This window comes from Pseudomonas arabinosi, from assembly GCF_047758675.1.
GTDB classification, from domain to species: Bacteria; Pseudomonadota; Gammaproteobacteria; order Pseudomonadales; family Pseudomonadaceae; genus Aquipseudomonas; species Aquipseudomonas arabinosi.
In genome coordinates this window covers 4,483,749-4,506,298 of the sequence record NZ_CP180480.1, presented here as the reverse complement: position 1 = coordinate 4,506,298, position 22,550 = coordinate 4,483,749, and the positions used below count along the sequence as shown (strand labels likewise).

Annotated in this window: 20 protein-coding genes; 5 read left to right on the top strand and 15 right to left on the bottom strand. The window is 59.2% G+C overall.

From position 1 onward, the window contains the following. Positions 1-136: 136 nt before the first annotated feature. The 3 genes from ACMXYJ_RS20915 to ACMXYJ_RS20905 are packed head-to-tail and all read right to left on the bottom strand — an operon-like array spanning position 137 to position 4,076. Positions 137-1,297 carry an iron-containing alcohol dehydrogenase gene (locus ACMXYJ_RS20915; protein ID WP_056745249.1) on the bottom strand — a complete coding sequence of 387 codons (1,161 nt, stop codon included), beginning with the start codon at positions 1,295-1,297 and terminating at the stop codon, positions 137-139. Positions 1,298-1,300: 3 nt separating this feature from the next. Further along, positions 1,301-2,692, bottom strand: a complete 1,392-nt coding sequence (locus tag ACMXYJ_RS20910) for an aldehyde dehydrogenase family protein (RefSeq protein ID WP_415756726.1) — start codon at positions 2,690-2,692, stop codon at positions 1,301-1,303. Between the two features lie 10 nt (positions 2,693-2,702). Further along, complete coding sequence (locus tag ACMXYJ_RS20905; protein ID WP_150657348.1) at positions 2,703-4,076, bottom strand: glutamine synthetase family protein; 1,374 nt, start codon at positions 4,074-4,076, stop codon at positions 2,703-2,705. A gap of 212 nt (positions 4,077-4,288) precedes the next feature. Between ACMXYJ_RS20905 and ACMXYJ_RS20900 the strand changes: the two genes are divergently transcribed. After that, positions 4,289-4,606, top strand: a complete 318-nt coding sequence (locus ACMXYJ_RS20900; protein ID WP_056745235.1) for a carboxymuconolactone decarboxylase family protein — start codon at positions 4,289-4,291, stop codon at positions 4,604-4,606. A gap of 23 nt (positions 4,607-4,629) precedes the next feature. On the opposite strand, the gene ACMXYJ_RS20895 is transcribed toward ACMXYJ_RS20900, so the two are convergent. Next, a complete protein-coding gene (locus ACMXYJ_RS20895) occupies positions 4,630-5,082 on the bottom strand; it encodes a hypothetical protein (RefSeq protein ID WP_415756725.1) in 453 nt (150 codons plus the stop codon). Positions 5,083-5,320: 238 nt separating this feature from the next. Between ACMXYJ_RS20895 and ACMXYJ_RS20890 the strand changes: the two genes are divergently transcribed. Continuing rightward, positions 5,321-5,593: a DUF2790 domain-containing protein gene (locus ACMXYJ_RS20890; RefSeq protein ID WP_415756724.1), complete on the top strand. Its 273-nt coding sequence runs from the start codon at positions 5,321-5,323 to the stop codon at positions 5,591-5,593. 63 nt (positions 5,594-5,656) lie between these two features. On the opposite strand, the gene ACMXYJ_RS20885 is transcribed toward ACMXYJ_RS20890, so the two are convergent. The 5 genes from ACMXYJ_RS20885 to ACMXYJ_RS20865 form a co-directional block, all read right to left on the bottom strand. Beyond that, positions 5,657-6,595, bottom strand: coding sequence for a LysR family transcriptional regulator (locus ACMXYJ_RS20885; protein ID WP_415756723.1), 939 nt, complete (start codon positions 6,593-6,595; stop codon positions 5,657-5,659). Positions 6,596-6,662: 67 nt separating this feature from the next. Continuing rightward, a complete protein-coding gene (locus ACMXYJ_RS20880) occupies positions 6,663-7,613 on the bottom strand; it encodes an aldo/keto reductase (protein WP_415756722.1) in 951 nt (316 codons plus the stop codon). 23 nt (positions 7,614-7,636) lie between these two features. Further along, positions 7,637-9,127, bottom strand: coding sequence for an efflux transporter outer membrane subunit (locus tag ACMXYJ_RS20875; RefSeq protein WP_415756721.1), 1,491 nt, complete (start codon positions 9,125-9,127; stop codon positions 7,637-7,639). A 19-nt stretch (positions 9,128-9,146) separates the two neighbouring features. Beyond that, positions 9,147-10,631 (bottom strand): DHA2 family efflux MFS transporter permease subunit, encoded by a 1,485-nt coding sequence (locus ACMXYJ_RS20870; RefSeq protein ID WP_415756720.1) that lies wholly within the window; start codon positions 10,629-10,631, stop codon positions 9,147-9,149. After that, positions 10,631-11,767 carry an HlyD family secretion protein gene (locus tag ACMXYJ_RS20865; RefSeq protein WP_415756719.1) on the bottom strand — a complete coding sequence of 379 codons (1,137 nt, stop codon included), beginning with the start codon at positions 11,765-11,767 and terminating at the stop codon, positions 10,631-10,633. The genes ACMXYJ_RS20870 and ACMXYJ_RS20865 overlap by 1 nt, the downstream gene beginning before the upstream one ends. A 225-nt stretch (positions 11,768-11,992) precedes the next feature. Here ACMXYJ_RS20865 and ACMXYJ_RS20860 point away from each other — a divergent pair, with 225 nt between their 5' ends. Both ACMXYJ_RS20860 and mug read left to right on the top strand, forming a co-directional pair. Further along, on the top strand, positions 11,993-12,619 hold the full coding sequence (locus ACMXYJ_RS20860; protein ID WP_415756718.1) for a TetR/AcrR family transcriptional regulator: 627 nt from the start codon (positions 11,993-11,995) through the stop codon (positions 12,617-12,619). 8 nt (positions 12,620-12,627) lie between these two features. After that, complete coding sequence (mug, locus tag ACMXYJ_RS20855) at positions 12,628-13,149, top strand: G/U mismatch-specific DNA glycosylase (RefSeq protein ID WP_415756717.1); 522 nt, start codon at positions 12,628-12,630, stop codon at positions 13,147-13,149. Here the strand turns inward: mug and yghX are convergent. Continuing rightward, positions 13,146-14,033 (bottom strand): YghX family hydrolase, encoded by an 888-nt coding sequence (yghX, locus tag ACMXYJ_RS20850; RefSeq protein ID WP_415756716.1) that lies wholly within the window; start codon positions 14,031-14,033, stop codon positions 13,146-13,148. The two genes, mug and yghX, sit on opposite strands and share 4 nt — an antisense overlap. Positions 14,034-14,322: 289 nt before the next feature. On the opposite strand from yghX, the gene ACMXYJ_RS20845 reads away from it, so the two are divergent. Further along, positions 14,323-15,852, top strand: coding sequence for an MFS transporter (locus ACMXYJ_RS20845; protein WP_415756715.1), 1,530 nt, complete (start codon positions 14,323-14,325; stop codon positions 15,850-15,852). A gap of 57 nt (positions 15,853-15,909) precedes the next feature. Here the strand turns inward: ACMXYJ_RS20845 and ACMXYJ_RS20840 are convergent, their stop codons facing one another. Genes ACMXYJ_RS20840 through glcD form a run of 5 tightly spaced genes read right to left on the bottom strand, consistent with a single transcriptional unit; the run spans position 15,910 to position 22,352 of the window. Continuing rightward, positions 15,910-18,090 carry a malate synthase G gene (locus tag ACMXYJ_RS20840; protein ID WP_415756714.1) on the bottom strand — a complete coding sequence of 727 codons (2,181 nt, stop codon included), beginning with the start codon at positions 18,088-18,090 and terminating at the stop codon, positions 15,910-15,912. 55 nt (positions 18,091-18,145) lie between these two features. Further along, entirely contained in the window at positions 18,146-18,547 is a 402-nt protein-coding gene (locus ACMXYJ_RS20835) for a heme-binding protein (protein ID WP_008157093.1), read from the bottom strand. A 20-nt stretch (positions 18,548-18,567) separates the two neighbouring features. Continuing rightward, positions 18,568-19,785 carry a glycolate oxidase subunit GlcF gene (gene glcF, locus ACMXYJ_RS20830; RefSeq protein WP_415756713.1) on the bottom strand — a complete coding sequence of 406 codons (1,218 nt, stop codon included), beginning with the start codon at positions 19,783-19,785 and terminating at the stop codon, positions 18,568-18,570. A 3-nt stretch (positions 19,786-19,788) separates the two neighbouring features. Next, positions 19,789-20,853 (bottom strand): glycolate oxidase subunit GlcE, encoded by a 1,065-nt coding sequence (gene glcE, locus ACMXYJ_RS20825; RefSeq protein WP_415756712.1) that lies wholly within the window; start codon positions 20,851-20,853, stop codon positions 19,789-19,791. After that, positions 20,853-22,352: a glycolate oxidase subunit GlcD gene (gene glcD / locus ACMXYJ_RS20820; protein ID WP_415756711.1), complete on the bottom strand. Its 1,500-nt coding sequence runs from the start codon at positions 22,350-22,352 to the stop codon at positions 20,853-20,855. Before glcD ends, glcE begins: the two co-directional genes overlap by 1 nt. Positions 22,353-22,550 lie beyond the last annotated feature (198 nt).

Genomic DNA, 22,550 nt, shown 5'->3' with positions numbered 1-22,550 from the left:
TTTTGATACGCATCCATCCGGGTTTACGTTGCCGGATGGGCTGGCCTTCAACCCCTTGTCGTACTGCTCCTGTTTCTTGCGGATAAATCCCGCCCATGCTGCGCGTTCGCACCTTGGCCATGGACAGACAACTGCTCTACAGACGGCCGTGGTACGCCGCCTCGAAAATTTCTGCCGCGCCATTTCGGGTCAATGGCAGCGGGTTGCCACCGGCGCAAGGGTCGACAATCGCCATGTCCGCGATCAGGTCGGCCTGTCGGTCATCCACCCCCAGCTCAACCAGCGTGTGGGGCACGCCGATGTCCTTGCGCAACTTGAGGACGAAGGCCAGAAAACTGTCGAAGCCGGGCGAGGGCAGACGCAAATAAGCCGCGAGGCGGGTGATGCGTTCCTCGATGGCCGGGCGATTGAACTTCAGGACATAGGGCATGAACGTGGCGTTGGTCATGCCGTGATGGGTGTCGTACAGGGCGCCCACTGGGTGTGAGAGGGCGTGCATCCCGCCCAGACCTTTCTGGAAAGCGGTAGCGCCCATCGCGGCAGCCGCGAGCATTTCCGCGCGCGCCTCCAGGTCCGAGGGGGTGTGTACGGCTCGCACCAAGGCATTGGCGACCAGGCGCATCCCTTCCACCGCAATCCCTTCGGCCATGGGGTGAAAGCCGGGTGCGCAATACGATTCCAGACAATGCGCAAACGCATCCATGCCGGTGCCCGCGGTGACCTTGGCCGGCATGCCGACGGTAAGGGCGGGGTCGCTGATGACCACGCGCGGCATCATCTTCGGGTGGAAGATGATGCGTTTGGTGTGCGTGCGCTCATCGATGATCACCGCGGCACGGCCCACCTCGGAACCGGTGCCCGCCGTGGTCGGCACCGCAATGATCGGGGCGATGCTGCTTTCATCCGCGCGGGTCCAGTAGTCGCCGATGTCTTCGAAATCCCACACCGGTCGTGTCTGGCCGCTCATGAAGGCGATGAGCTTGCCCATGTCCAGGCCACTGCCGCCGCCGAAGGCGACCACGCCATCGTGTTTGCCGGCGCGCCAGGCGTCGAGCCCACCCGCCAGATTGGCTTCGACCGGATTGGGCTTAAGGTCGCAAAATAGCGCGACGCCAAGGCCGGCAGCGCGCAAGGCGTCCAGCGCTGCGGCGGTGATCGGGGCGCGCGCCAGGCCACTGTCGGTGACCAGCAACGGTCGCTGGATCCCTTGGCTGCGGCAGATCTCGGCGAGTTCGGCGATGCGGCCGACACCGAAGCGGATGCTTGTGGGGTAATTCCAGTTCGCGGTCAGGCTCATGGCTCAGATCTCGTGGCGCAAATGGAAGGATTTCGCTCGGGTCAGGTTGTCATAACCCAGTCGCGACAGCGTGACGCCGCGCCCGCTGTTCTTCACTCCGGTCCAGGCCAGGGCAGGGTCGAGGTAGTCGCAGCGGTTCATGAACACGGTGCCGGTGTCGATCTCGTCGCCCAGGCGTTCGGCGGCGGCAAGGTCTTGCGTCCAGATGGAAGCGCTGAGCCCGAACTCACTGTCGTTCATCAAGGCGATGGCTTCGTCGTCGCTGGCCACCGACATGATGCCGACCACCGGGCCAAAGCTTTCCTCGCGCATCACCGACATTTGATGGGTGACGTCGACTAATACTTGCGGCGCGAGGTAGGCGCTGCCCGGTGCGTCGGCAGGAAAATCCTTTGGATCGATCAGCGCCCGAGCGCCTTGGGTCAATGCATCGGCGATCTGCCCGCGAACGAAATCAGCGGCGTTCGGAGACACCAGCGGGCCGAGCGTGGTGGCTTCGTCCAGTGGGTTGCCCAGCACGTATTGGCGGGTCAAAGAAACGAAGCGCTCGACAAACGCCGGGTAGATTTTTTCATCGACATAAATGCGCTCCACGGCGCAACAGCTTTGCCCGGAGTTGAAGAAGCTACCGTCCACCAGGTTTTCCACTGCATGTTCGAGGTTGGCGTCTGCCCGGACGTAGGCCGGATCTTTGCCGCCGAGCTCCAGGCCCACACCGAGGAAACCTCCGATGGCCGCGTGTTCCATGGCCTTGCCGGCTTCGACCGAGCCGGTGAAGTTCACCTGCTGCACGCGTCCAGAGGCAATGATCGCTCCGGTGTAGAGATGACTCAGAAGCAGGTTCTGGAACAATCCTTCGGGCAGATGGGCACGGCGAAACGCCTCGGCGAACCGTTCGCCCACCAGCAGCGTTTGTGAAGCGTGTTTGAGGATGACGCTGTTGCCCGCCATCAGCGCCGGAATGATCGTATTCACTGCCGTTAGATAGGGGTAATTCCAGGGGGCAACAACCAGCACCGTACCCACCGGCTCGCGTTTGATACAGCGTCGAAAACCGGCGACGGGCGTGGGTTCAATCGCAGCCAGGGCTTCAGGTGCAATGGCGATCATATGCCGGGCACGCTCTTCGAAACCGCGAAGTTCGCCAGCGCCAAAGCGCACCGGGCGACCCATCTGCCAGGCCAGTTCCGGCACGATGTCTGCCTTCATGGCCAACATTGCGTCCACCGCGGCGCTGCAGAAGGCGGCGCGTTCGCTCAGTGGCCGGCGTTTCCATTGCGTCTGGGCAGTTTCGGCCGCCGCCAAAGCCTGGTCGATTTGCGCCGCATCGGCGCAGCGGCGTTCGGCATAGACCCGGCCATCGACCGGTGAGATCAGTTGAATGGTTGAAGTCATGATGGCGGTCTCAATAGCGCTCAAACCCGCGCTGCAGTTCCCAGTCAGTAATCCGCCGGTCGTACTCTTTCTGCTCCCATTCGGCGGTGTGCACGTAGTGGTCGATCACTTCATCGCCGAACGCTTCGCGCAACATGGTCGAGCCCTGGAGTGCGGCGCAAGCTTCACGCAGGGTCTTCGAAACTTCAGGCAAGTGTTCGTCGACGTAGGCATCGCCCTCGAAGGGCGGCGCGAGGCTGAGCTTCTCGTCGATACCGGCCAGTCCCGCCGCGATCAACGCGGCGAAGGCCAGATAAGGGTTGAGGTCGGCGCCGCCAATACGACATTCGATGCGGATGGATTTGCTGCCTTCTGCGCACAAACGAAAGCCCGCAGTGCGATTGTCCCGACTCCACACCGCCCGGGTCGGGGCAAAGGTGCCGGCCTGAAAGCGCTTGTACGAATTGATGTAGGGCGCGAGAAAACAGGTGATGTCGTTGGCATATTTAAGCTGCCCGGCCACCCATGAACGCATCAGTTTCGACATGCCAAACTCAGCCTTGGCGTCGAAGAACAGCGGCTTTTTACCGTTCTTGTCCCACAGCGAATTGTGAATGTGGCTGCTGGAACCGGCGGCGTCATAACGCCACTTGGCCATGAACGTGATCGCCTTGCCCTGCAGTTGCGCGATCTCTTTGCAGGCGTGCTTGATGATGACGTGGTGGTCGGCCATGGTCAGCGCATCGGCATAACGGATGTTGATCTCTTCCTGGCCCGGCCCCCATTCACCCTTGGAGTTTTCCACGGGAATGCCGCTGGCCTGCAGATGCTTGCGAATCGCCCGCAGCACCGGCTCTTCGCGGGTGGTCTGCAGGATGTTGTAGTCCTCGATGTAGTGACCGGCCGTCTTCGGCTTGTGGTAGTTGCGCTCGTGGATCGCCTCGTAACTCTCGTCGAACAGATAGAACTCCAGTTCCGAAGCGAACATGCCGGTGTAGCCACGTTCGCGCAGTCGCTCGACCTGCTTTTTCAGGATCGCCCGCGGGCTATGCGGCAGGTCGCGCCGATGGTGATGATCGAGCACATCGCAGAGCACCAGCGCCGTGCACTCAAGCCAGGGCACCCGTCGTAACGTGGCCATGTCGGGTTTGAGCACAAAGTCGCCATAGCCTTTGCTCCAGCTGGCCGCGGCGTAACCCGGCACCGGTTCCATGTCGATGTCGTCGGCCAGCAGGTAATTGCAGCAGTGGGTTTCTTCATGGCCGCTGTCGATGAAAAACTCGACCTGGAATCGTTTGCCGACCAGTCGGCCTTGCATGTCGACCATGCAGACCAGAACGGTATCGATCTCGCCGGAGGCGGCAGCACGCTTGAGTTGATCAAAACTGAGGAAGGGCTCGGTCATCACGTAGTCCTGCGTGAATTGTTTGGGCCTGTCTGAAATAGCTGTTGCAGACGCTCTCCAGAACAAACCAAAACCTGCAGACGCGAGCATCGTGTGCAATGAGCTGCTGTAAGCGTAGCCTACTGTTGCAGTGTGCAAGTTTCGCAAATCGCAGCCTGATGACTCGGGCGCAAAGGCGAGAACTGATCGCCCTCCAACGCGAGGAAACAACCATGGCAAAGAAGAAAGCGCACAACACCTACCAACGTCTCGAACAGCAGTACCCGGATTACCTGGCTGCCGTGGAGGCCTTGGGTACGGCGGTGCGTCATACCGGTCCACTGGAAGAGATCGTTGTCCAGCTGATCCAGCTCGGTGCCGCGGCGGCCATCCGTTCTGAGGGCGCGGTGCACAGTCATACCCGACGGGCACTGGAGGCGGGCGCTACGCCAGAGCAGATCCGTCACACGCTGATCTCACTGACCAGCACGATCGGTTTCCCGACCGTCGTTGCGGCCATCAGTTGGGCGGATGATGTGATTGAGACATGAAAGCGCTTGATCCAGCGCCGAGGCTATTTCCCTGAGCCTTTCTGCTTGATATCTCCGCAAAAAATATCGATGTTGCCACTGTCCGGTGCACTTCGAACGACGATGGAGTACTCACCGGAAAGCAGGACCGGCAGTGCGACAGGTGCGCTTCTAGAGAAAGCCCAGCCGCGTATGGCCTGGCGTTCGGTGGTGACACGATCATTCATGGCGTAAGCGACTGGCCCGGGGTGCTGGCAGCTGCCCTTGTTGATGAAGGTAAAGAGGCGCAAGGGCAGAGACGCTCCGCTTGGAGCACCACTGATGAAGAAACTGAACCCGGTTTCTTTACCCCAGTCGGCCAACGTTACATTGCCGATCTGACCGGTGTTCTGCCGGGTGGCAACCAAAGTAACGCTCACTCCAGGGGCGGATGAAGTGGCGCAGCCGAAAAGGCTTGCGGTGACCATTAGCGCTGCAAGTAAGTTTCTGCGCTTCATTGCCAACCTCCTGTGCTGAAGAACTGCAATGAGAGATTAGCGGGTATAGCTCATTAATCGTCTTCCTGGCGTTGTCTGTTCGAAATTCTCCATTCATGCGGAATCTGGCAACAGTGTTTGTCCAGTGGGTCGCTGTTTGAAGGAGGGGTAAACACCTAGCATCGCCTCTACCGAGTGAGCAAACAGAGTCGGGGTCAACCCGCTCACGAGGTTAACTTTTGACGATACGGTGAATACGATGAAAATCCCAAAACTTGCGATGTTTCTTGCACTTGGTGTTTTAGGTACACAGGCCTTTGCAGGCGAAAGCCATACAACTCCTGCGGACAGCAAGACGCCTGTTGAAACCTACACTTACGATACGAAACTGGATATCCAGAAAGTCATTGCGGTGACCGATATTCCTGACCAGTGCGGGCCAGTCCCGGCGCAAATGACGTATGAAGACTCTCACGGTCAACGGCATATCCTGCAGTATCAAGTCATGGGGACCGGCTGTTCAAATGGTTGAGTCTTGTGTGGAAGATGGAGGGTCGACACTCCATGCCTGCTGCACTGACGATTTCAAATGTCGTTATCGGTTCCCGGGTGTTCCTGTGATTTTTTCATCGGATGCCAACAAACCCGGAATATAACTTTTAAGAAACTCCACCCATGTCTTGATCTTTGCATCCACGAATTTTCGTGATGGGTAGATTGCAAATAAATTCAGCTCTTCAAGATGATAGTCGGGTAGTACCCGCACTAACGTGCCCGCCCTGAGTCCGTCGACTGCCGAAGCAATCGGCTGAATGCCGATGCCCATCCCGTTGGTAATCGCGATGGTCATGCCATCGGCGGTGTTGATGTGCAACGGAGACAGCGGAATGTTGACGGTTTCCATGCCTTCGGGCCCCTCAAATGCCCAGTTTTCAGCCGGCATGACGGTATTCACAATCCTCAGACAATCATGTGAGCCAAGCGCACTCGGGGATTCGGGGTGTCCGCGTTTCTTCAGGTACGCAGGCGAGGCGCAGAGGATGCTGTAGGTCATGCCGAGCCGCTGAGCGACAAACCCTGAATCGGGTAAATCCCGGGCTAAGACAATCGACATGTCATAGCCTTCTTCCAGCAAGTCGGGGAGCCGGTTGGTCAGGGTCAAATCAAACATCACCGAGGGATGAGTCTCTCTATAGCGGGCGATGGCATCGATCACGTAATGGTTGCCAATGGCTGACATCGCGTGAATTTTCAGCCGGCCAACGGGCAGGGTATGAGCGGTGCCTGCTTCTTCATCTGCTTCGCGCACCTCTTCCAGAATTTTCTCGCAGCGTTGCAAGTAGCGCAGACCGGCTTCGGTCAGCGCCAGGCGTCGGGTTGTCCGGTTAATCAGGCGAGTTTGAAGCCTGGCCTCCAGGCTGGAGACCGCTTTGGAAACGTTGGTTGTTGTGGTGTCCAACACCTCAGCCGCCGCGGTAAAGCTGCCGCTCTGAGCGACCGCCACAAAAAAACGCATGGTTTGGAAAACGTCCATCGTTTCCGCCTCAAGGGGTAGGGATGAAGAGGGCGGCCCTGCAAACAGATCGCCCCCTCGTGGTGTATCACTTTTTCTGCGGAATAAAGCCAGGTACACCCGTTTCCATGACTGAGTTGAATCGTATCCGGGTCGTAATCTCTTCCTTGATTTCACGCATGGCCCTGTGCGGCAGGGTAGAGATATCAATGTTTTCCTGAATATGACTCGGTGTAGCAGACGTGGTCAGGAAAGCGACTCCCCGCTGTACCGACCAGGCCAATGCCACTTGAGCCGGGGTCTTCTGCACGCGCTTGGCGATCCCTGTAATCACCGAGTCTTCCAGTACGTTCGGCTCCATGCCATGGCCGAGTGGCGCAAACGCAAGGACGATAATTCCATGCTGCTGACAATATTCAAGCAGCTCCCATTCAGGCAGATAAGGGTGGGATTCAACCTGCACGACGGCGGGTTTTATCCGGGCCACTGCCACAATCTCTTGTAACCGCTCCAGCGTGATATCAGACAAGCCGATGGACTTGCAGCGTCCTTCATCCACCAAGCGCTCAAGTGCCCGCCAGGTCTCTATTAACGTCACGCCTGAATCGTAGATGACTCGACCGTGCTCGTCTCTTGGGTCCTGATCATCACCGGGTTGAAAGGCAAACGGCGTATGGATCAGATAGCAATCGATGTAATCAACTTGTAGCCGTCGGCAACTGGCCTCAAAAGCAGGTTCAACTCGCTCGGGACGATGGTTGGTGTTCCACAGTTTCGTGGTAATGAACACGTCCTCGCGCCGGACCTTACCCGCTTCAATCACTTCCTGCAGGGCAACGCCGACCCTCTCTTCATTTCGATAACGTTCTGCGCAATCGAAATGGCGAAATCCTGCTTCCAGCGCGGCCTTGACCGCTTGTGTTGTGACGCTGAGATCCCTGAACAACGTGCCAAAGCCAACGGCTGGCATCTCACCGGATCCGTGTATCAGAGGGAATCGGGTATCTCGAAGTGCATCGTGAAATGATTCGTAAGGCATAGCTTTTACTCCAATGTCTGGGGCTACTGATAGGAAGGTTTCTGGTCTTCGCGACTGGCCACTCGTTGCTCAAACACACCAGCGGAATTACCGCCGAGTGCCACGTATAGCCGCACCGTGTCGAGGTACTGCGCGGTCTTCACTCTGATTTGGCCCAGTAACGCTTGCTCATAAGCACGTTCCGCCTCCAGCACCTGGAGAATGCTGTTCTCGCCTTGCGCGTAGGCTTGTTGGTTCAACCGAAAGCTCGTTTCCGCCGCTCGCAACGCGTCCTCCTGCGCCAGGTTTTCCTCGGCGTCATGATTGATGGCCTGCAGCGTGTCGGCGACCTGACCGAACGAATTAATGACGGTTTGCTGGTAGCCGGCGAGGGTTGCCTTGTAACCGTCGACAGCGGCCTGACGTTCAGCTTTGAGCGTTCCGCCATTGAAGATCGGAGCACTCAGCCCCGCAGCGAAGCCCCAGAGTGCAGCGCCGCCATTGCCTGAAGCCGCTTGTGCGAGCGACGCGGACAGCTCGACATGGGGATAGAGGTTGGCTGTCGCCACGCCAACCGCGGCACTGGCCATGTGCAGTTCTGCCTCTGCTTGCCGTACGTCCGGCCGGTCGTGGGCCATTTCGGAAGGCAGGCTGACGGGCACGTTTGCCGGCAAGGAAAACTCGGCGAGCGTGAAGTCAGGTGCGATCCAGTCAGCCGGGCCTTTGCCCGTCAAAATTGAGAGCGCATGACGTGCCGAATCGCGCTGCTGGGCGAGGGGCGGCAACAGCGTGCGGTCCTGAGCGAGCCGCGTCTCGGCCAGCGAAACATCGATCTGCGTGGTGCTGCCATTGGCGTGCGCCATGCGCACCAGTTCGAGATTCTTTGTGTCATTGGCGAGCAGCTTCTCGACGGCTGCCATCTGCGCGTTGGCCGAGGCCAGCAACAACGCCTGACTCGAGACATCGCCCGTCAGGGTCAGGTACGCCGCTTCGTAGCGATGCTTCTGAAGATCGGTAAACGCTTGCTGTTGTTCGACCTGGCGCTTGTTGCCACCGAAAACGTCAAGGTCGAAGCCAACCCGTGGCCCAATCGCATAGAAATTGGAGATGGAAGGCTCTTTTGCGGTGTGCACCCGTTGGCGGCCAGCCTGGGCGCCAAAGTCGACCTGCGGATACAACGCACCTTCCGCCGCAGCGACGAAGGAAGCCGCTTGCCGGATCGTCGCGTCTGCCGCTACGAGCTCAAGATTGCCGTCAATGGCGCGACGTACAAGCTTGTCGAGCTTCGGCGACCGAAACGCAGACCACCAGTCACCGTTGACCTTCTTGCCCAGGTCAATGTGCTGTTCACCGGGCTTGTTGCCGCCTTGGCCGAGACGCTGCTCGGCCTGTTGATCGTAGTGCTGCGACAGGCTCGGTGGCGGTATTTGATAGTCAGGGCCGACGGTGCAGGCGGTCAGGAATGCAAGAGCCGACACCGCAGCGAACGTGGTTTTGAACATCTGTCTGTTGATGAAGCGCGCATGGGATTTCATTGGGCAAACTCCACGAAAACTAGTTGGTCGCAACGGGCTTACGAAGAAAGACAACCAGTGGACTGACCACCAGCATCGCGAACATCAAAATCTTGAACTGGTCGACCACCGCGATAAAGGCTGCCTGGCCGGTGATCATTTCATTGAGCCCCGCCAGTGCTTGCAGGGACGTCGGCGCGGAATGCGCCGCGGCGCGATAGGGCGTCAGGTTACTGGCCAGCGCCATGTGCATCGCCTGCGTATTGTTGAAGAAGAACAGCTGCACAATCGCAACGCCGAGGGTGCTGCCGTACACCCGTGACAGGTTGAACAGGCCGGTGCCTTCCGGGCGTAACGTCGGGTCGAGCGTGCTGAACGCGACCTTGGTCAGCGACGGCATCAAGATACCGATGCCAATCCCCTGGATCGCACCGGCCACCGCCACGGGCGACCAGTCCATCAATGGCGAATAGCCGAGCATCAGCCAGTTGGCATAAATCACCACGGCGACGCCTGCAGCCACGAACAGTCGACGGTCGAAACGCTCGGGCACACGGCCCATCAACAGGAACGCACCGACCAGGCCGATCCCGCGCGGAATCGTCAGGGAACCCGTGGTGTCAGGTGGGTAGCCGAGAATCTCGTCGAGCATCGGCGAGGTCAGTGCCATGGTCGACAACAGCACGAAACCCACGGCAAAAAAGATGACTGTCGAGAGCACGAAGTTGCGGTCGTTGAACAAACGCTTGTTGAGGAAATGCACCTTCGCGGTCAGCACATGCACAGCGAACAGGTAGAGCCCCAGTGCACAGCCGATCGCTTCCAGCCAGATCTCGGTCGAGGAAAACCAGTCCAGGCGTTCACCACGGTCGAGCAACATTTGCAGGCTGATCAAACCCAGCGTGAAGCTGCCGAAACCGAAGAAGTCGAACGACGGACGTTTCTCGGCTTTTTTCTCGGCAAGCAACAGCGCCATTGCGAGGAAGATAAACGCCGATAACGGAAGGCTGATGTAGAAGATCGGGCGCCATCCGAAATGTTCGCCGAGCCAACCGCCGATGCTCGGGCCGCTGACGATGCCGAACAGCACGATGGCCGTCCACGTCGCGCCAAATTTCGCACGCTTCTCGAGTGGCAATGTCTCCAGCGCAATCGCCATCGACAGCGGTGCCAGCACGCCACTCGCCAAGCCTTGAACAATGCGCGCGCCAACGAATTCCAGCGGCGTCGTTGCCTGCGTAGCGAGCAGCAAGCCAAGGACGAAGACGGCCAGCGCGGCTTGATAAACCCGCTTCAAGCCATAGCGCCCGGCGAGCCATTGCGCAATCGGCATAGTGATGGCGCTGGCCGCGAGGTACGAGGTGAATATCCAGCCAGCCTGGTCGTCGGTCATCGACAGGCTGCCCTGAATCAACCTGAGTACCGCATTTGGCAAAGGCAGGTTCGCCGACTGCATGTAGGTGGCGAGCAACGCGGCGAACCTTAACGTCCGCGCACCTTGAGGTCCCGCAAGATTGGCGTTCATCAGAAGTTACCTGCGGTTAACAGGGATTTGAGCGGGTGCCACCAAGGCGTGCGATACCCGGTATCGACCTTGACCGTGGCGCTGGTGCCCGAGAAAAGGGGCAGGGCAGGGTCCATCTCATCGAGTTCGAGACGGACCGGTACCCGCTGCACAACCTTGACCCAGTTGCCGGTCGCATTTTCAGGCGGCAGCAGGGCGAAGTCCGATCCGGCACCGGGGCTCATGCTGGTCACGTGGGCTTTGAAAACGCGATCAGGGTACGTATCGATGCTGATGGTCGCTTCCTGGCCTGGACGCATGTGGGTCACGTCGGTTTCGCGGAAGTTGGCCTCAACCCAAATCTCGCGATCGGACAGCAGCGCAAACGCTGGCGCGCCGTTGTTCACATAGTTGCCAACCTGCAGGTCGTCGACTTTGGCCACGATGCCATCGTCCGGCGCATACACCGTCGCGTACGAGAGATACAACTGCGCCTCGTCGAGTTGAGCCTTGGCCTCGCGCACCGACGGGTGACTATCGGCTTCGATGTTCGGATTGCCATTCAAGGCAACGACCGTGCTGGCGATCTGTTGTTCGACCGACGCGATTCGTTGCCGGGAAACTTTAAGGTCGGTGTCGGCGCGCTCGTAAATGGCGCGCGAGACGAACTCGGTAGCGACCAGCGCTTTCTTGCGGGCAAACTCCCGCTGGTCGAAATCGGCCGATTCTTTGGCCGATTGCAGTTCGGCCTGCTGCTGGCGGTAACTGGCCTTGAGTCCATCGATGCGCAGCCGCGCGACGCTCAGCTGTGCTTGTGCACGGTCAACGGCGATCTGCAGCGGTTTCGGGTCGATCCGAAACAGAATCTGGCCCTTATGAACAGGCTGATTGTCCTCGACCGCGATCTCGACAACTTGCCCGGAAATGCGCCCGTTGATCGATGCCTTTGCCACCCGGGCGTAAGCGTTATCGGTCGATACAAAGGGCTCGCCCGCCAGATAGTGGGCGTACCCCACCGCAGCGAAGAGCAGAGGAAAACCCACCATCAGCACTGGCCGTAATTTCTCTTTTAACGGCTTCTTGATGGGCAAGTCAGACGGGTTCGGCGCTGGATGCTCGAAGGTCTGTGTAGCTGGGATGTCGAACTGTTTGGTCATGATTGAATGCACCTATTAACCGGGAAGTCGGGCTAACACCCACAAAAACAGCCATACCGTGTGCGGTCAGGAGGATCGCTCCGCCGCCTCTGTTTCGTCGCCGCAATACCCAGTTCGAGCTCCGCTACAACAAACCTGCAAACCAAGGAATTTCTGGTTCCTTAATTTTGTGCGATGGTGTAAGAATATCGCCTGACTAACCCGTCTTCAAGGATTTTGTACGATATGGCACAAAAAAAGATTACAGAGGCGAAAGGCCGCGGCCGCCCACGCGCGTATGACCCGCAGACAGCGCTGTTGCAGGCGCTTGATGTTTTTTGGAGTACCGGATATTCCGGCGCTTCTCTGGACAGCATCGCCACGGCCGCCGGCATGAATCGCCCAAGCCTCTATGCGGCATTCGGTGACAAGCACGCGCTCTATATCAAAGCGCTGGAGCAGTATTGGGAGTTCGCCGCTGCGGCCATGCAGGAGGCGCTGACGGACAACGAACTGACCTTGAGCCAGGCGTTGATGCGGTTTTATGAAGGGCAGTTGTCGATCTACTTCTCGGGTGACGGCCAGCCGCGTGGTTGCTTTGCGATTGGCACAGCGACGACTGAAGCCGTCGAGGACTCTGAAATACGCGACGTGCTGTCGGACCGGCTCAGCAGGCTCGATGCCGATCTCGAAACGCGTCTGCGAGCGGCAATCGACTCCGGCGAGTTGAAAGGCGATGTCGATCCGGCAGCGCTTGCCGTACTCGCGTCATCCCTGCTGCATAGCATTTCGATACGTGCGCGGGCGGGCAAATCCCGCGCTGAATTGACCGAGCTTGCGCGCAGTGCGGTCAACGTGATTTGCGGTGGGTGAGGTTTACGGTGAGTGAAGGACTCGACGATATTCTTGCCGAACGGCTAGTCGTGATTTTTTGTGGGATCAATCCAGGCGTGACTGCCGCTGCCCAAGGTCATCATTTTGCGGGCCGGGGCAATCGCTTCTGGCGCACGCTGCATCTCGCCGGCTTTACGCCTGAGGAGGTGCGCCCGGAAAACGATCGGACGATCTTGCAGTATCGGTGTGGATTAACGGCCGTGGTGGATCGGCCGACGGCGCGAGCGGATCAGCTGTCTGCCCATGAATTCATCGCTGCCGCTGCGGACTTTGAACAAAAAATCGCGCGTCATGCGCCACGCTTTGTGGCGTTTCTCGGTAAAGCGGCGTATTGCGCGCTATCCGGCCAGCGAGACATTGCATGGGGGCTTCAGCCAAAGACCTTTGGCAATGCCTCGGTATGGATCCTGCCCAATCCCAGTGGGCGAAATCGCGCGTTCACCCTTGATCAACTGGTGGGCGCGTACCGCCAACTCTATTTAGCGACAGGCGAGCAACCTCACCCTTAAGCCAGGTACCGCCGAAACCACCCCAGCGTCCGGTCCCAAGCCAGCTTCGCTGCGGCCTCGTCGTATCGTGGCGTGGAGTCGTTGTGGAAACCATGATTGGCCCCGGGGTAGATGTACGCTTCGTACGTCTTGCCCGAGGCTTTCAATGCCTTCTCATAGGCGGGCCAGCCTTCGTTGATGCGCGTATCCAGTTCACCGTAGTGAAGCATCACCGGCGCCTTGATGCGGGCGACATCCTTGGTCTCTGGCTGTCGGCCATAAAAAGACACGGCAGCCGCCAGTTCTGGATAAGCCACGGCCGCCGCATTGACGACGCCACCGCCGTAGCAGAACCCGGTGATCCCGACTTTTCCAGTGGTCGCGTCATGCTTCATCAGCCACTCGATAGCGGCGAAAAAGTCATTCATGAGCTTTTCCGGGTCGACGGTCGCCTGCAGCTCCCGGCCTTTGTCATCGTTGCCGGGATAGCCGCCCACCGACGTCAGGCCATCAGGGGCGAGGGCGATGAACCCTGCCTTGGCCACACGCCGCGCGACGTCTTCGATGTACGGGTTGAGCCCGCGATTTTCATGCACGACCACCACCGCTGGCACCTTGCCGGTGGCTTTCGCCGGGCGCACCAGATAGCCACGGACCTGCCCGTTGCCCTTGGGGGATGGATAGGTGATGTATTCGGCAACAATGTCCGGGTCGGTAAATTCCACCTGCTCGGCGAGCGCATAATTCGGACTCAGGGCGGCGAGGAGCGCGATGGCGGTCAAACCGCCCAAGGTGAACAACGCCGCCCGATCCAGAAACTCACGCCGGTTGATCTTGCCGTGGGCGTAGTAGTCGTACAGTTCGAGCAGTTCCGGGGCAAAGTCTTTCGCAGTGAGACGGGTCATCTGTGCGCTTCCTCCGCCCGAGATTGTTTGGGGCGCTTGCTTTTGGGGTGGGGCAGACGGAAAAGGGCTTTCAGCCCATCAGTGCCATCAAACAATATGAAACAAATAGCCGATTGAGTTTTGATGTGACGAAATTATAGAAGTGCTCTGCTTTCCCGCGAGAAAAGTTAATTTTTCTTACGTTGAAAGTTGCTTTCTTAAACCCTCGCCATGGAAGTGCGCAGGGTTCGTTTCACGGAAGCATTGAAAAATGTCCCGTGTTTTCTGAGGTAATAAGGAGCTTGGAGCTATGCCGTTAATAAGTGAGACAGCCCAACACAGAGCAAAATCAAAACGATGGTCAGCCCTAACCGTGCTGATGCTGCCAGTACTGCTGGTGACCGTAGACAATACGGTGCTTGGATTTGCGTTACCAAAGATTGCCGAGGCCCTGAGTCCGAGCGCTAGTCAGCAGTTATGGATGATCGATGCTTATTCGCTGGTATTGGCGGGATTACTGGTATCGATGGGTAGTCTGGGCGATCGAATCGGGCATCGAAAGTTGTTACTGGCCGGGTCTTTGGGTTTTGTCATTGTGTCGGTGCTGACCGCCTACTCCGATACCGCCATGCAACTGATTGCCGGGCGAGCTTGCATGGGGATTTTCGGTGCGATGTTGATGCCCTCGACGTTGGCATTGATACGTTCGGTGTTTCTGGATCGAGAGGAGCGCAGAGTCGCCGTCGCGATCTGGGCAACAACGCTGACGGTAGGATCAGCACTCGGCCCTTTGGTCGGTGGAGTTTTGCTGGAGTTTTTCAGCTGGGGGGCGATTTTCCTTTTGGCGATACCCGTATTGGTGCCGTTGTTGGTATTGGGACCAGTGTTGTTGCCCGAGTCCGAGAAAGACTGTTCAGGGCCATTGGATCCGCTAAGTATCCTGCAATCGATGGTTGCCCTCAGTGCCATCGTTTACGGCATTAAACACAGCGCCAGTAATGGTCTCGACTGGATGGCGCTGACAGCATTTGTAATCGGCATGGTTGCTGGGTGGATGTTTGTGCATCGGCAGTTACGTCTGCCTGTGCCGCTGATGGACCTGAGTCTGTTCCGAAGTGGCGCCTTTAGCGGCTCCGTACTAATCAATTTGATGAGCCTCGCGTTCCTCGTCGGCTTTGTGTTCTTCACCACTCAGTTCTTACAGATCGTCCTTCAGATGTCCCCGTTGAGTGCCAGCTTTGCGTTAGTACCTGGTCAGATCATGGCGATCGTAGTGGGAATGGCCGTCGTGCCTGTAGCGCGGCGAGTACCGGTGCATGTGCTGGTACCGATTCTGATGGCGTTTGCTGGGGCGGCGTTTTTGTTGGTCGCCAGCATCGGCAGCAGCCTGACCGTTCTGGTGGTGGCTTTTGCCTTGCTGAACATCGGCGTGGGCGCGATCGCGACGGTATCCAACGATGTGATTTTATCGGCAGCACCGCCGGAAAGGGCGGGTGCGGCGTCCGCCATTAGTGAAACGGCCTATGAAGTGGGTGTTGTTTTGGGGACGACGGTACTTGGTGGTCTCGTCACTGCCTACTATCGCGGTGCATTGCAGCTTCCGGGCTTTTTGAGCGAGGTTCAGACGATGCTGGCGAGTGAGACGCTATCGGGTGCTCATCATGTAGCGGTGCAGTTGTCAGGAGATCAGGCAAGAGAGCTGATGACGCAGGCGGGAAGTGCATTCGAGGGTGGAATTAATCTGGCTTCGTGGGTGACGTTCGGCTTGGCACTCATGGCGATATTGATTGCCTGGCGCGCTCTGCAGACACCGAAGATCAAGCTTGCTGAAGGGCAGTGATCGAAAACGAACGTCGGGCCGTTTGCCATACGGCCCGACTGTTTCAGTGCCCTCTATTTACGCCCTCGACTGCTTGTACGCGCGCCGAAATTTATGCAGCAGCGGTTCGGTGTAGCCATTGGGTTGTGCGCATCCCTCGAACACCAGTGCGCAGGCCGCTTGAAATGCAACTGACTGCTCGAAGTCCGACGCCATGGGTGTGTAGATCGGATCACCGGCGTTCTGCTCATCCACGACCCGCGCCATGCGCTGCAATATCTCGACGACCTGGTCCTGGGTGATCACCCCGTGTCGCAGCCAGTTGGCCATGTGCTGACTGGAAATGCGCAAGGTCGCGCGATCTTCCATCAACCCCACGTTATGGATGTCGGGCACCTTCGAGCAGCCGATGCCTTGTTCGACCCAGCGCACCACATACCCCAGCAAACCTTGGGCATTGTTTTCGACTTCCTGACGAATCTCATCAGCCGACCAGGATGGGGTGGTGACGACCGGCACGCTGAGCAAGCCGTCCAGAAGTGCCGGGCTGGCGGCACCGAAGTCCGTTGTTTCAAGGGACTCCTGCACTGAGCGCACGTTGACCTGATGGTAATGCAGCGCATGCAAAGTGGCGGCGGTCGGCGAGGGCACCCATGCGGTATTCGCGCCCGCTTTCGGGTGGGCGACTTTCTGTTTGAGCATATCGGCCATCCGGTCCGGCATGGCCCACATGCCTTTGCCGATCTGCGCTCGCCCACGCAATCCACAGTCCAGACCGACGAGCACGTTGTTGCGCTCGTAGGCTTCGATCCACGCGGCATTTTTCATGTCACCCTTGCGCAGCATCGCGCCCGCTTCCATGGCGGTGTGCATCTCGTCGCCGGTGCGATCCAGAAAACCGGTGTTGATGAACGCGACCCGTGTGGAGGCTGCTGCGATGCAGGCCTTGAGGTTGACGCTGGTGCGCCGTTCCTCGTCCATGATGCCCATTTTCAGGGTATGACGTTCGAGCTGGAGCAGCTCTTCGATGCGGCTGAACAATTGCTCGGCGAAGGCCACTTCGGCAGGGCCGTGCATTTTCGGTTTGACGATGTAGACGCTACCGGTCCGGGAGTTGCCGCGACGTTGCAGGTCATGCAGGGCAATCAGGCTAGTGATGACGCCGTCGAGAATGCCTTCCGGGATTTCCAGTCCGCCCTTGTCGAGAATCGCCGGGCTGGTCATCAGGTGTCCGACGTTGCGGATGAACAGCAACGACCGCCCGTGCAACAACAGTGCGCTGCCATCGGCCGCGGTGTACTCGCGGTCCGGGTTCAGTCGTCGCGTGATAGTTTTACCGTTTTTCTCCAGGTCCTCTTTCAGGTCGCCCTTCATCAGACCCAGCCAGTTGCGGTACACCTGCACCTTGTCATCGGCGTCGACCGCCGCGACCGAGTCTTCACAATCAATGATGGTCGAGAGGGCTGCTTCAATCAGCAGGTCCTTCACGCCGGCAGCGTCAACCTGACCAATCACACTCTGGCGATCGATCTGGATCTCGACGTGCAGATCATTGTTTTTCAGCAAAATGGCCGTGGGATCAGCGAGTGAACCCTGATAGCCGATGTACTGCGCGGCGTTCGATAAACCAGTTTGGCTGCCGTCATTCAAAGTGGCTTCCAGTGTGCCGTTTTCGATTCGGTAACGCGCCACCTCTGCATGGGAACCGCTGCTCAAGGGGAATGCCTGATCCAGGAAGCCACGGGCAAACGCGATGACTTTCGCCCCACGCACGGGATTGTAAGACCGGCCCGGTTCGGCGCCGTCGTCATTGGAAATCACATCGGTGCCGTAGAGTGCGTCGTACAGCGAGCCCCAGCGCGCATTGGCGGCATTCAGCGCATAACGCGCGTTAACGGCCGGGACAACCAGTTGTGGTCCGGCCTGCACGCTGATTTCTGTATCGACGTTGTCGGTGCTGACCTTGACGTCTGCGGGTTGCGGTTGCAGGTAACCAATACCGCTCAGGAAGCTGCGATAAGCCGCCATGTCCGTCACCGGTCCCGGGTGGGCGCGGTGCCAGGAGTCCAGTTCGGTTTGCAGGCGATCACGTTCAGCCAGCAGCGCGCGGTTGATAGGTGCCAGTTCATGCACCAGTGCGGCGAAACCACTCCAGAACGCTTGAGGGTCCAGGCCGGTTCCCGGCAGCACGTCCAGATCAACGAAACGTTGCAAGACAGGCGCGACCGTGAGGCCTTGGCAAATCACGAAATCGGTCACTTTTTGCATCTCCATCACACAGTGTTATCGAGCGCTAAATCGCGCCCGGCTCAATTCAGTTCAGGCATTGCGCGCCGGCTTTGGCCACTTGTGCGTCCTGCTCGGCTTTGACACCGGACACCCCGACCGCGCCGATCACCTGGCCGTCGACGATGATCGGCACGCCGCCCTCAAGGGACGTCAGCAATGGCGCGGACAAAAAAGCGTGGCGCCCGCCATTGACCATCTCTTCATAACCTTTGGATTCGCGCCGACCCAGGGCCGAAGTGCGGGCCTTTTCGGTGGCGATGTAGGCGCCAATCGGAGCGCAACCGTCGAGGCGCTCGAGGGCCAGAGGATGGCCGCCGTCATCGACAATCACGATGGTCACGGCCCATTGGTTGTTCTGCGCTTCGGTGCGTGCCGCCGCGAGGATTTGGCTGACTTCGGTCTGGCTCAGTACGGCTTTGCTTTTCATGGGGACTCTCCAGTGCTCGATTAGGGTAAGGCGGCTTCGACCAGTTCGATCCAGTGCCTGACAGGGGTTCGGCCCGCACCGTCGAGGTGGGACTGACAGCCGATATTGGCCGTGACAATGACTTCGGGATGTCCGCTTTCCAGCGCGTTGAGCTTGTTGTCGCGCAGTTGTCGGGACAGTTCGGGTTGGGTCAGCGAATAGGTGCCCGCGGAGCCGCAGCACAGGTGACTGTCGGCAACAGGCGTGAGATTGAAGCCCAGACTGGTCAGAATCGCTTCAACCGCGCCACCCAGTTTCTGCGCGTGCTGCAAGGTGCAGGGGCAATGAAAGGCCAGGCGTTGGTCGCTGTGGACGCCGAGTTTTTCCAGCGGCTCGTCGCGCAGCACTTCGACCAGATCCTTGGCCAGGGCACTGACCTTTTTTGCCTTCTCGGCGTAGGCCGGGTCGGTGCTGAGCAGGTGGCCATAATCTTTGATGAAGGCACCGCAACCGCTGGCGGTTTGCACAATGGCCTCGGCACCGTTTTCAATGCTCGGCCACCACGCGTCAATGTTGCGGCGGGCGCGGTCCAGGCCGGCTGCCTGCGCGTCGAGGTGATAATCCACGGCGCCGCAGCAACCGGCCTCGCGGGTCGGCGTGACGCTGATCCCCAGTCGATCCAGTACTCGCGCAGCGGCCGCGTTGGTATTGGGCGACAGACTCGGTTGCACGCAACCTTCAAGCATCAGCACCTGCCGGGTGTGGCGAGTGACCGGGCGCGGCTTGGCCGGATAGACGCGGCGGGGCAACTTTATCTGCAAGGTGTTGGGCAACAACGCCCGGAACACCTGACCGCTGCTGACCAGGCCTTTGAACAGCGCAGGATTGGGCACGACGCTGCGCAGTCCCTCGCGCAACAAACGCTGACCGAGTGGGCGCGGCACCGCTGCATCGACCACCGCCCGGCCGATGTCCAGCAAGTTGTGGTAGTCAACGCCGGAAGGGCAGGTGGTTTCGCAGTTACGGCACGACAGGCAGCGATCCAGGTGTTGTTGGGTCTTTTGCGTGACTTCGTTGCCTTCCAGAACCTGCTTGATCAGGTAGATGCGGCCCCGTGGTCCGTCCAGTTCATCGCCCAGCAATTGATAGGTCGGGCAGGTGGCATTGCAGAAACCGCAGTGCACGCAGGTGCGCAAGATGCTTTCGGCTTCTTCGGCGCGGGGTAGCTGGCGGGCTTGTTCGCTCAAGGTGGTCTGCATGGGTCAAAGCTCCGCGTACAGGCGCCCGGGGTTGAAGATGCCCCGGGGATCGAGTTGTTGCTTCAAGTTCCGGTGGTAGCGCATCAATGCGGCAGGCAACGGTTGAAACGGGCTGTCGATCAGGCCATGGGTATAGCAGGTCACATGCCCGCCGACTTCTTCGACGATCGAGCGAATGAACGTTGCCTCTGCGTCGGATTTGAGCCAGCGCTGTGCACCGCCCCAATCGAGCAACTGACGGCCAGGCAGGGAAAGCCGAGGTGTGTTGTGAGGGACGGACAGGCGCCAAAGTGCCTGGTCCTCATCGAAGAAGCTCAATCGATGTTCGTTGAGATCATCCCAATAGGAAGCATCGAGCAACTCGCCGCCCAATCGGTCATGAGCCGCCGCCACCGAGCCTTCGCCCCCCTCAAGCCGCAGGTGCAGGCGCTGCCCATCGTGGCACGCAGCGCTGATCGGCAGCGGTTGTTGCCCCCATTCGGCGAGACGCAGCAAGGCGCGATCGCTGTCCATTTCCAGGCTGATGCTTAAGGTTTGACGCGGCTTGGGCAGGACCTTGAGCGAGACTTCGGTGACCACGCCGAGCGAGCCGTAGCTGCCGGCCATCAAGCGCGACAGGTCGTAACCGGCGACGTTTTTCATGACTTCGCCACCGAAGCGCAAATGCTTGCCGTGGCCGGTGATGACCCGTGTCCCGAGGACGAAGTCCCTGACGGAGCCCGACCAAGGACGCCGTGGCCCCGACAGCCCGCTGGCGATCATGCCGCCGACGGTGGCGCAGTCGCCGAAGGAGGGCGGTTCGCAGGGCAACATCTGCTGCGCCGCGTCCAGCACTTCAGCCAGTTCTGCCAACGGGGTACCGCAGCGGGCGGTGATCACCAACTCGGTCGGGTCGTAGCTGACGATGCCTCGGTGGCTGCGCGTGTCGAGCACTTCGCCCGCCACGATGCGCCCAAGAAAGGCCTTGCTGTTGGAGCCTTGAATGCGCAACGGCGTGGCGTTTTGCAGCGCCTGGTTGACCTGCTCCAGCAGCGAGGCGCTGTCGTCGATATCGTGTTCGCTGCGCATCAGAAACGCTCCAGTTCAGGGAAGGGCAACTGACCCATGTGAACGTGCATGGCGCCAAACTCGGCGCAACGGTGCAGCGTCGGAATGTTCTTGCCGGGGTTGAGTAAACCACTCGGATCGAAGGCGGCTTTGACGGCATGGAACACGGTCAACTCATCGCTATTGAACTGCGCGCACATCTGATTGATTTTCTCCCGGCCCACGCCGTGTTCACCGGTAATGCTGCCGCCGACTTTCACGCACAATTCGAGGATCTTGCCGCCCAGGGCTTCGGCGCGATCAAGTTCGCCGGGTTGGTTGGCATCGAACAGAATCAGCGGGTGCATGTTGCCGTCACCGGCGTGGAAAACGTTGGCCACCCGTAGGCTGTACTCAGCCGACAACGCAGCGATTGCGTGCAGCACACCGGGCAACTCGCGGCGCGGGATCGTCCCGTCCATGCAGTAATAATCCGGTGAGAGACGGCCCACTGCCGGAAAGGCATTCTTGCGCCCGGCCCAGAAACGCACGCGTTCGGCTTCATCTTTAGCCTGGCGCACTTCGGTGGCGCCGGCCTGTTCCAGCACCTGGCGTACGCGGTCGCAGTCATCATGGACGTCGGCTTCAACGCCATCGAGCTCGCACAACAGAATGGCTTCGGCGTCGACCGGATAGCCGGCGTGGATAAAGTCTTCGGCGGCGCGAATGGCCAGGTTGTCCATCATTTCCAGGCCGCCAGGGATGATGCCGGCGGCAATAATGTCACCCACCGCACGGCCAGCCTTCTCGACGGAATCGAACGCCGCCAGCAGCACTTTGGCGGTCTGGGGTTTGGGCAGCAGTTTGACCGTGACCTCGGTGATGACACCGAGCATGCCTTCGGAACCGGTGAACAACGCCAGCAGATCGAAGCCCGGAGAATCGAGCGCCTGGGAACCCAGGGTCAGGTGTTCGCCGTCGACGGTGAGGATGTCGACCTTGAGCAGGTTGTGCACGGTCAGCCCGTACTTCAGGCAATGCACGCCACCGGCGTTTTCCGCCACATTACCGCCGATTGAACAAGCGATCTGCGAGGAAGGGTCCGGTGCGTAGTACAAGCCAAACGGCGCGGCTGCCTGGGAAATCGCCAGGTTGCGCACCCCCGGCTGAACGCGAGCGGTGCGGGCGGCGGGGTCGATGTGCAGGATATTGTTAAAACGCGCCATCACCAGCAGCACGCCTTTTTCCAGCGGCAAGGCACCGCCGGACAAACCGGTGCCGGCACCGCGAGCGACCACCGCGACCTGCCGCTCATGGCAGAGCCGAAGCACGCCTTGCACCTCGTCAATGTGGCGCGGCAGCACCACCAGCATGGGCGTGGTGCGGTAAGCAGAAAGTCCGTCGCATTCGTACGGTTTGAGCTCTTCCTGTTGATGAAGGACTTCCAGATCCGGCCACTGCGTGTGCAGGGCTTGCAGCAAGGCAGCTCTGTCGACCTCAGGCAGGACGCCGTCGACGCGTTCATCGTAAAGAATGTTCATAGTCGGTTGACGACCCTCAGTTGTTTTTATAGGAGGTCTGTGTCCGTTTACCACTGACTTGCATGATTGGCCTGAGGCGTTCTACTGTCTATGTGTTGTTTGGCTGGTCGAACCAGTTTTTTGTTCGATGGTTTTTAATTAGTGCAAAAAAACAGTTTTAAAACATAAGCTTATGTTTGTGTTTGAACATCTGTGGTT

What these genes read in the sequence shown, in the direction of transcription:
- ACMXYJ_RS20880 (WP_415756722.1), bottom strand. Translation starts at nt 7,613, where the DNA reads ATGCCTTACGAATCATTTCACGATGCACTTCGAGATACCCGATTCCCT.
- glcD (WP_415756711.1), bottom strand. Translation starts at nt 22,352, where the DNA reads ATGAACATTCTTTACGATGAACGCGTCGACGGCGTCCTGCCTGAGGTC.
- ACMXYJ_RS20915 (WP_056745249.1), bottom strand. Translation starts at nt 1,297, where the DNA reads ATGAGCCTGACCGCGAACTGGAATTACCCCACAAGCATCCGCTTCGGT.
- ACMXYJ_RS20905 (WP_150657348.1), bottom strand. Translation starts at nt 4,076, where the DNA reads ATGACCGAGCCCTTCCTCAGTTTTGATCAACTCAAGCGTGCTGCCGCC.
- glcF (WP_415756713.1), bottom strand. Translation starts at nt 19,785, where the DNA reads ATGCAGACCACCTTGAGCGAACAAGCCCGCCAGCTACCCCGCGCCGAA.
- ACMXYJ_RS20910 (WP_415756726.1), bottom strand. Translation starts at nt 2,692, where the DNA reads ATGACTTCAACCATTCAACTGATCTCACCGGTCGATGGCCGGGTCTAT.
- ACMXYJ_RS20900 (WP_056745235.1), top strand. Translation starts at nt 4,289, where the DNA reads ATGGCAAAGAAGAAAGCGCACAACACCTACCAACGTCTCGAACAGCAG.
- ACMXYJ_RS20875 (WP_415756721.1), bottom strand. Translation starts at nt 9,127, where the DNA reads ATGAAATCCCATGCGCGCTTCATCAACAGACAGATGTTCAAAACCACG.
- ACMXYJ_RS20845 (WP_415756715.1), top strand. Translation starts at nt 14,323, where the DNA reads ATGCCGTTAATAAGTGAGACAGCCCAACACAGAGCAAAATCAAAACGA.
- ACMXYJ_RS20860 (WP_415756718.1), top strand. Translation starts at nt 11,993, where the DNA reads ATGGCACAAAAAAAGATTACAGAGGCGAAAGGCCGCGGCCGCCCACGC.
- ACMXYJ_RS20885 (WP_415756723.1), bottom strand. Translation starts at nt 6,595, where the DNA reads ATGGACGTTTTCCAAACCATGCGTTTTTTTGTGGCGGTCGCTCAGAGC.
- glcE (WP_415756712.1), bottom strand. Translation starts at nt 20,853, where the DNA reads ATGCGCAGCGAACACGATATCGACGACAGCGCCTCGCTGCTGGAGCAG.
- yghX (WP_415756716.1), bottom strand. Translation starts at nt 14,033, where the DNA reads ATGACCCGTCTCACTGCGAAAGACTTTGCCCCGGAACTGCTCGAACTG.
- ACMXYJ_RS20865 (WP_415756719.1), bottom strand. Translation starts at nt 11,767, where the DNA reads ATGACCAAACAGTTCGACATCCCAGCTACACAGACCTTCGAGCATCCA.
- ACMXYJ_RS20835 (WP_008157093.1), bottom strand. Translation starts at nt 18,547, where the DNA reads ATGAAAAGCAAAGCCGTACTGAGCCAGACCGAAGTCAGCCAAATCCTC.
- ACMXYJ_RS20890 (WP_415756724.1), top strand. Translation starts at nt 5,321, where the DNA reads ATGAAAATCCCAAAACTTGCGATGTTTCTTGCACTTGGTGTTTTAGGT.
- ACMXYJ_RS20870 (WP_415756720.1), bottom strand. Translation starts at nt 10,631, where the DNA reads ATGAACGCCAATCTTGCGGGACCTCAAGGTGCGCGGACGTTAAGGTTC.
- ACMXYJ_RS20895 (WP_415756725.1), bottom strand. Translation starts at nt 5,082, where the DNA reads ATGAAGCGCAGAAACTTACTTGCAGCGCTAATGGTCACCGCAAGCCTT.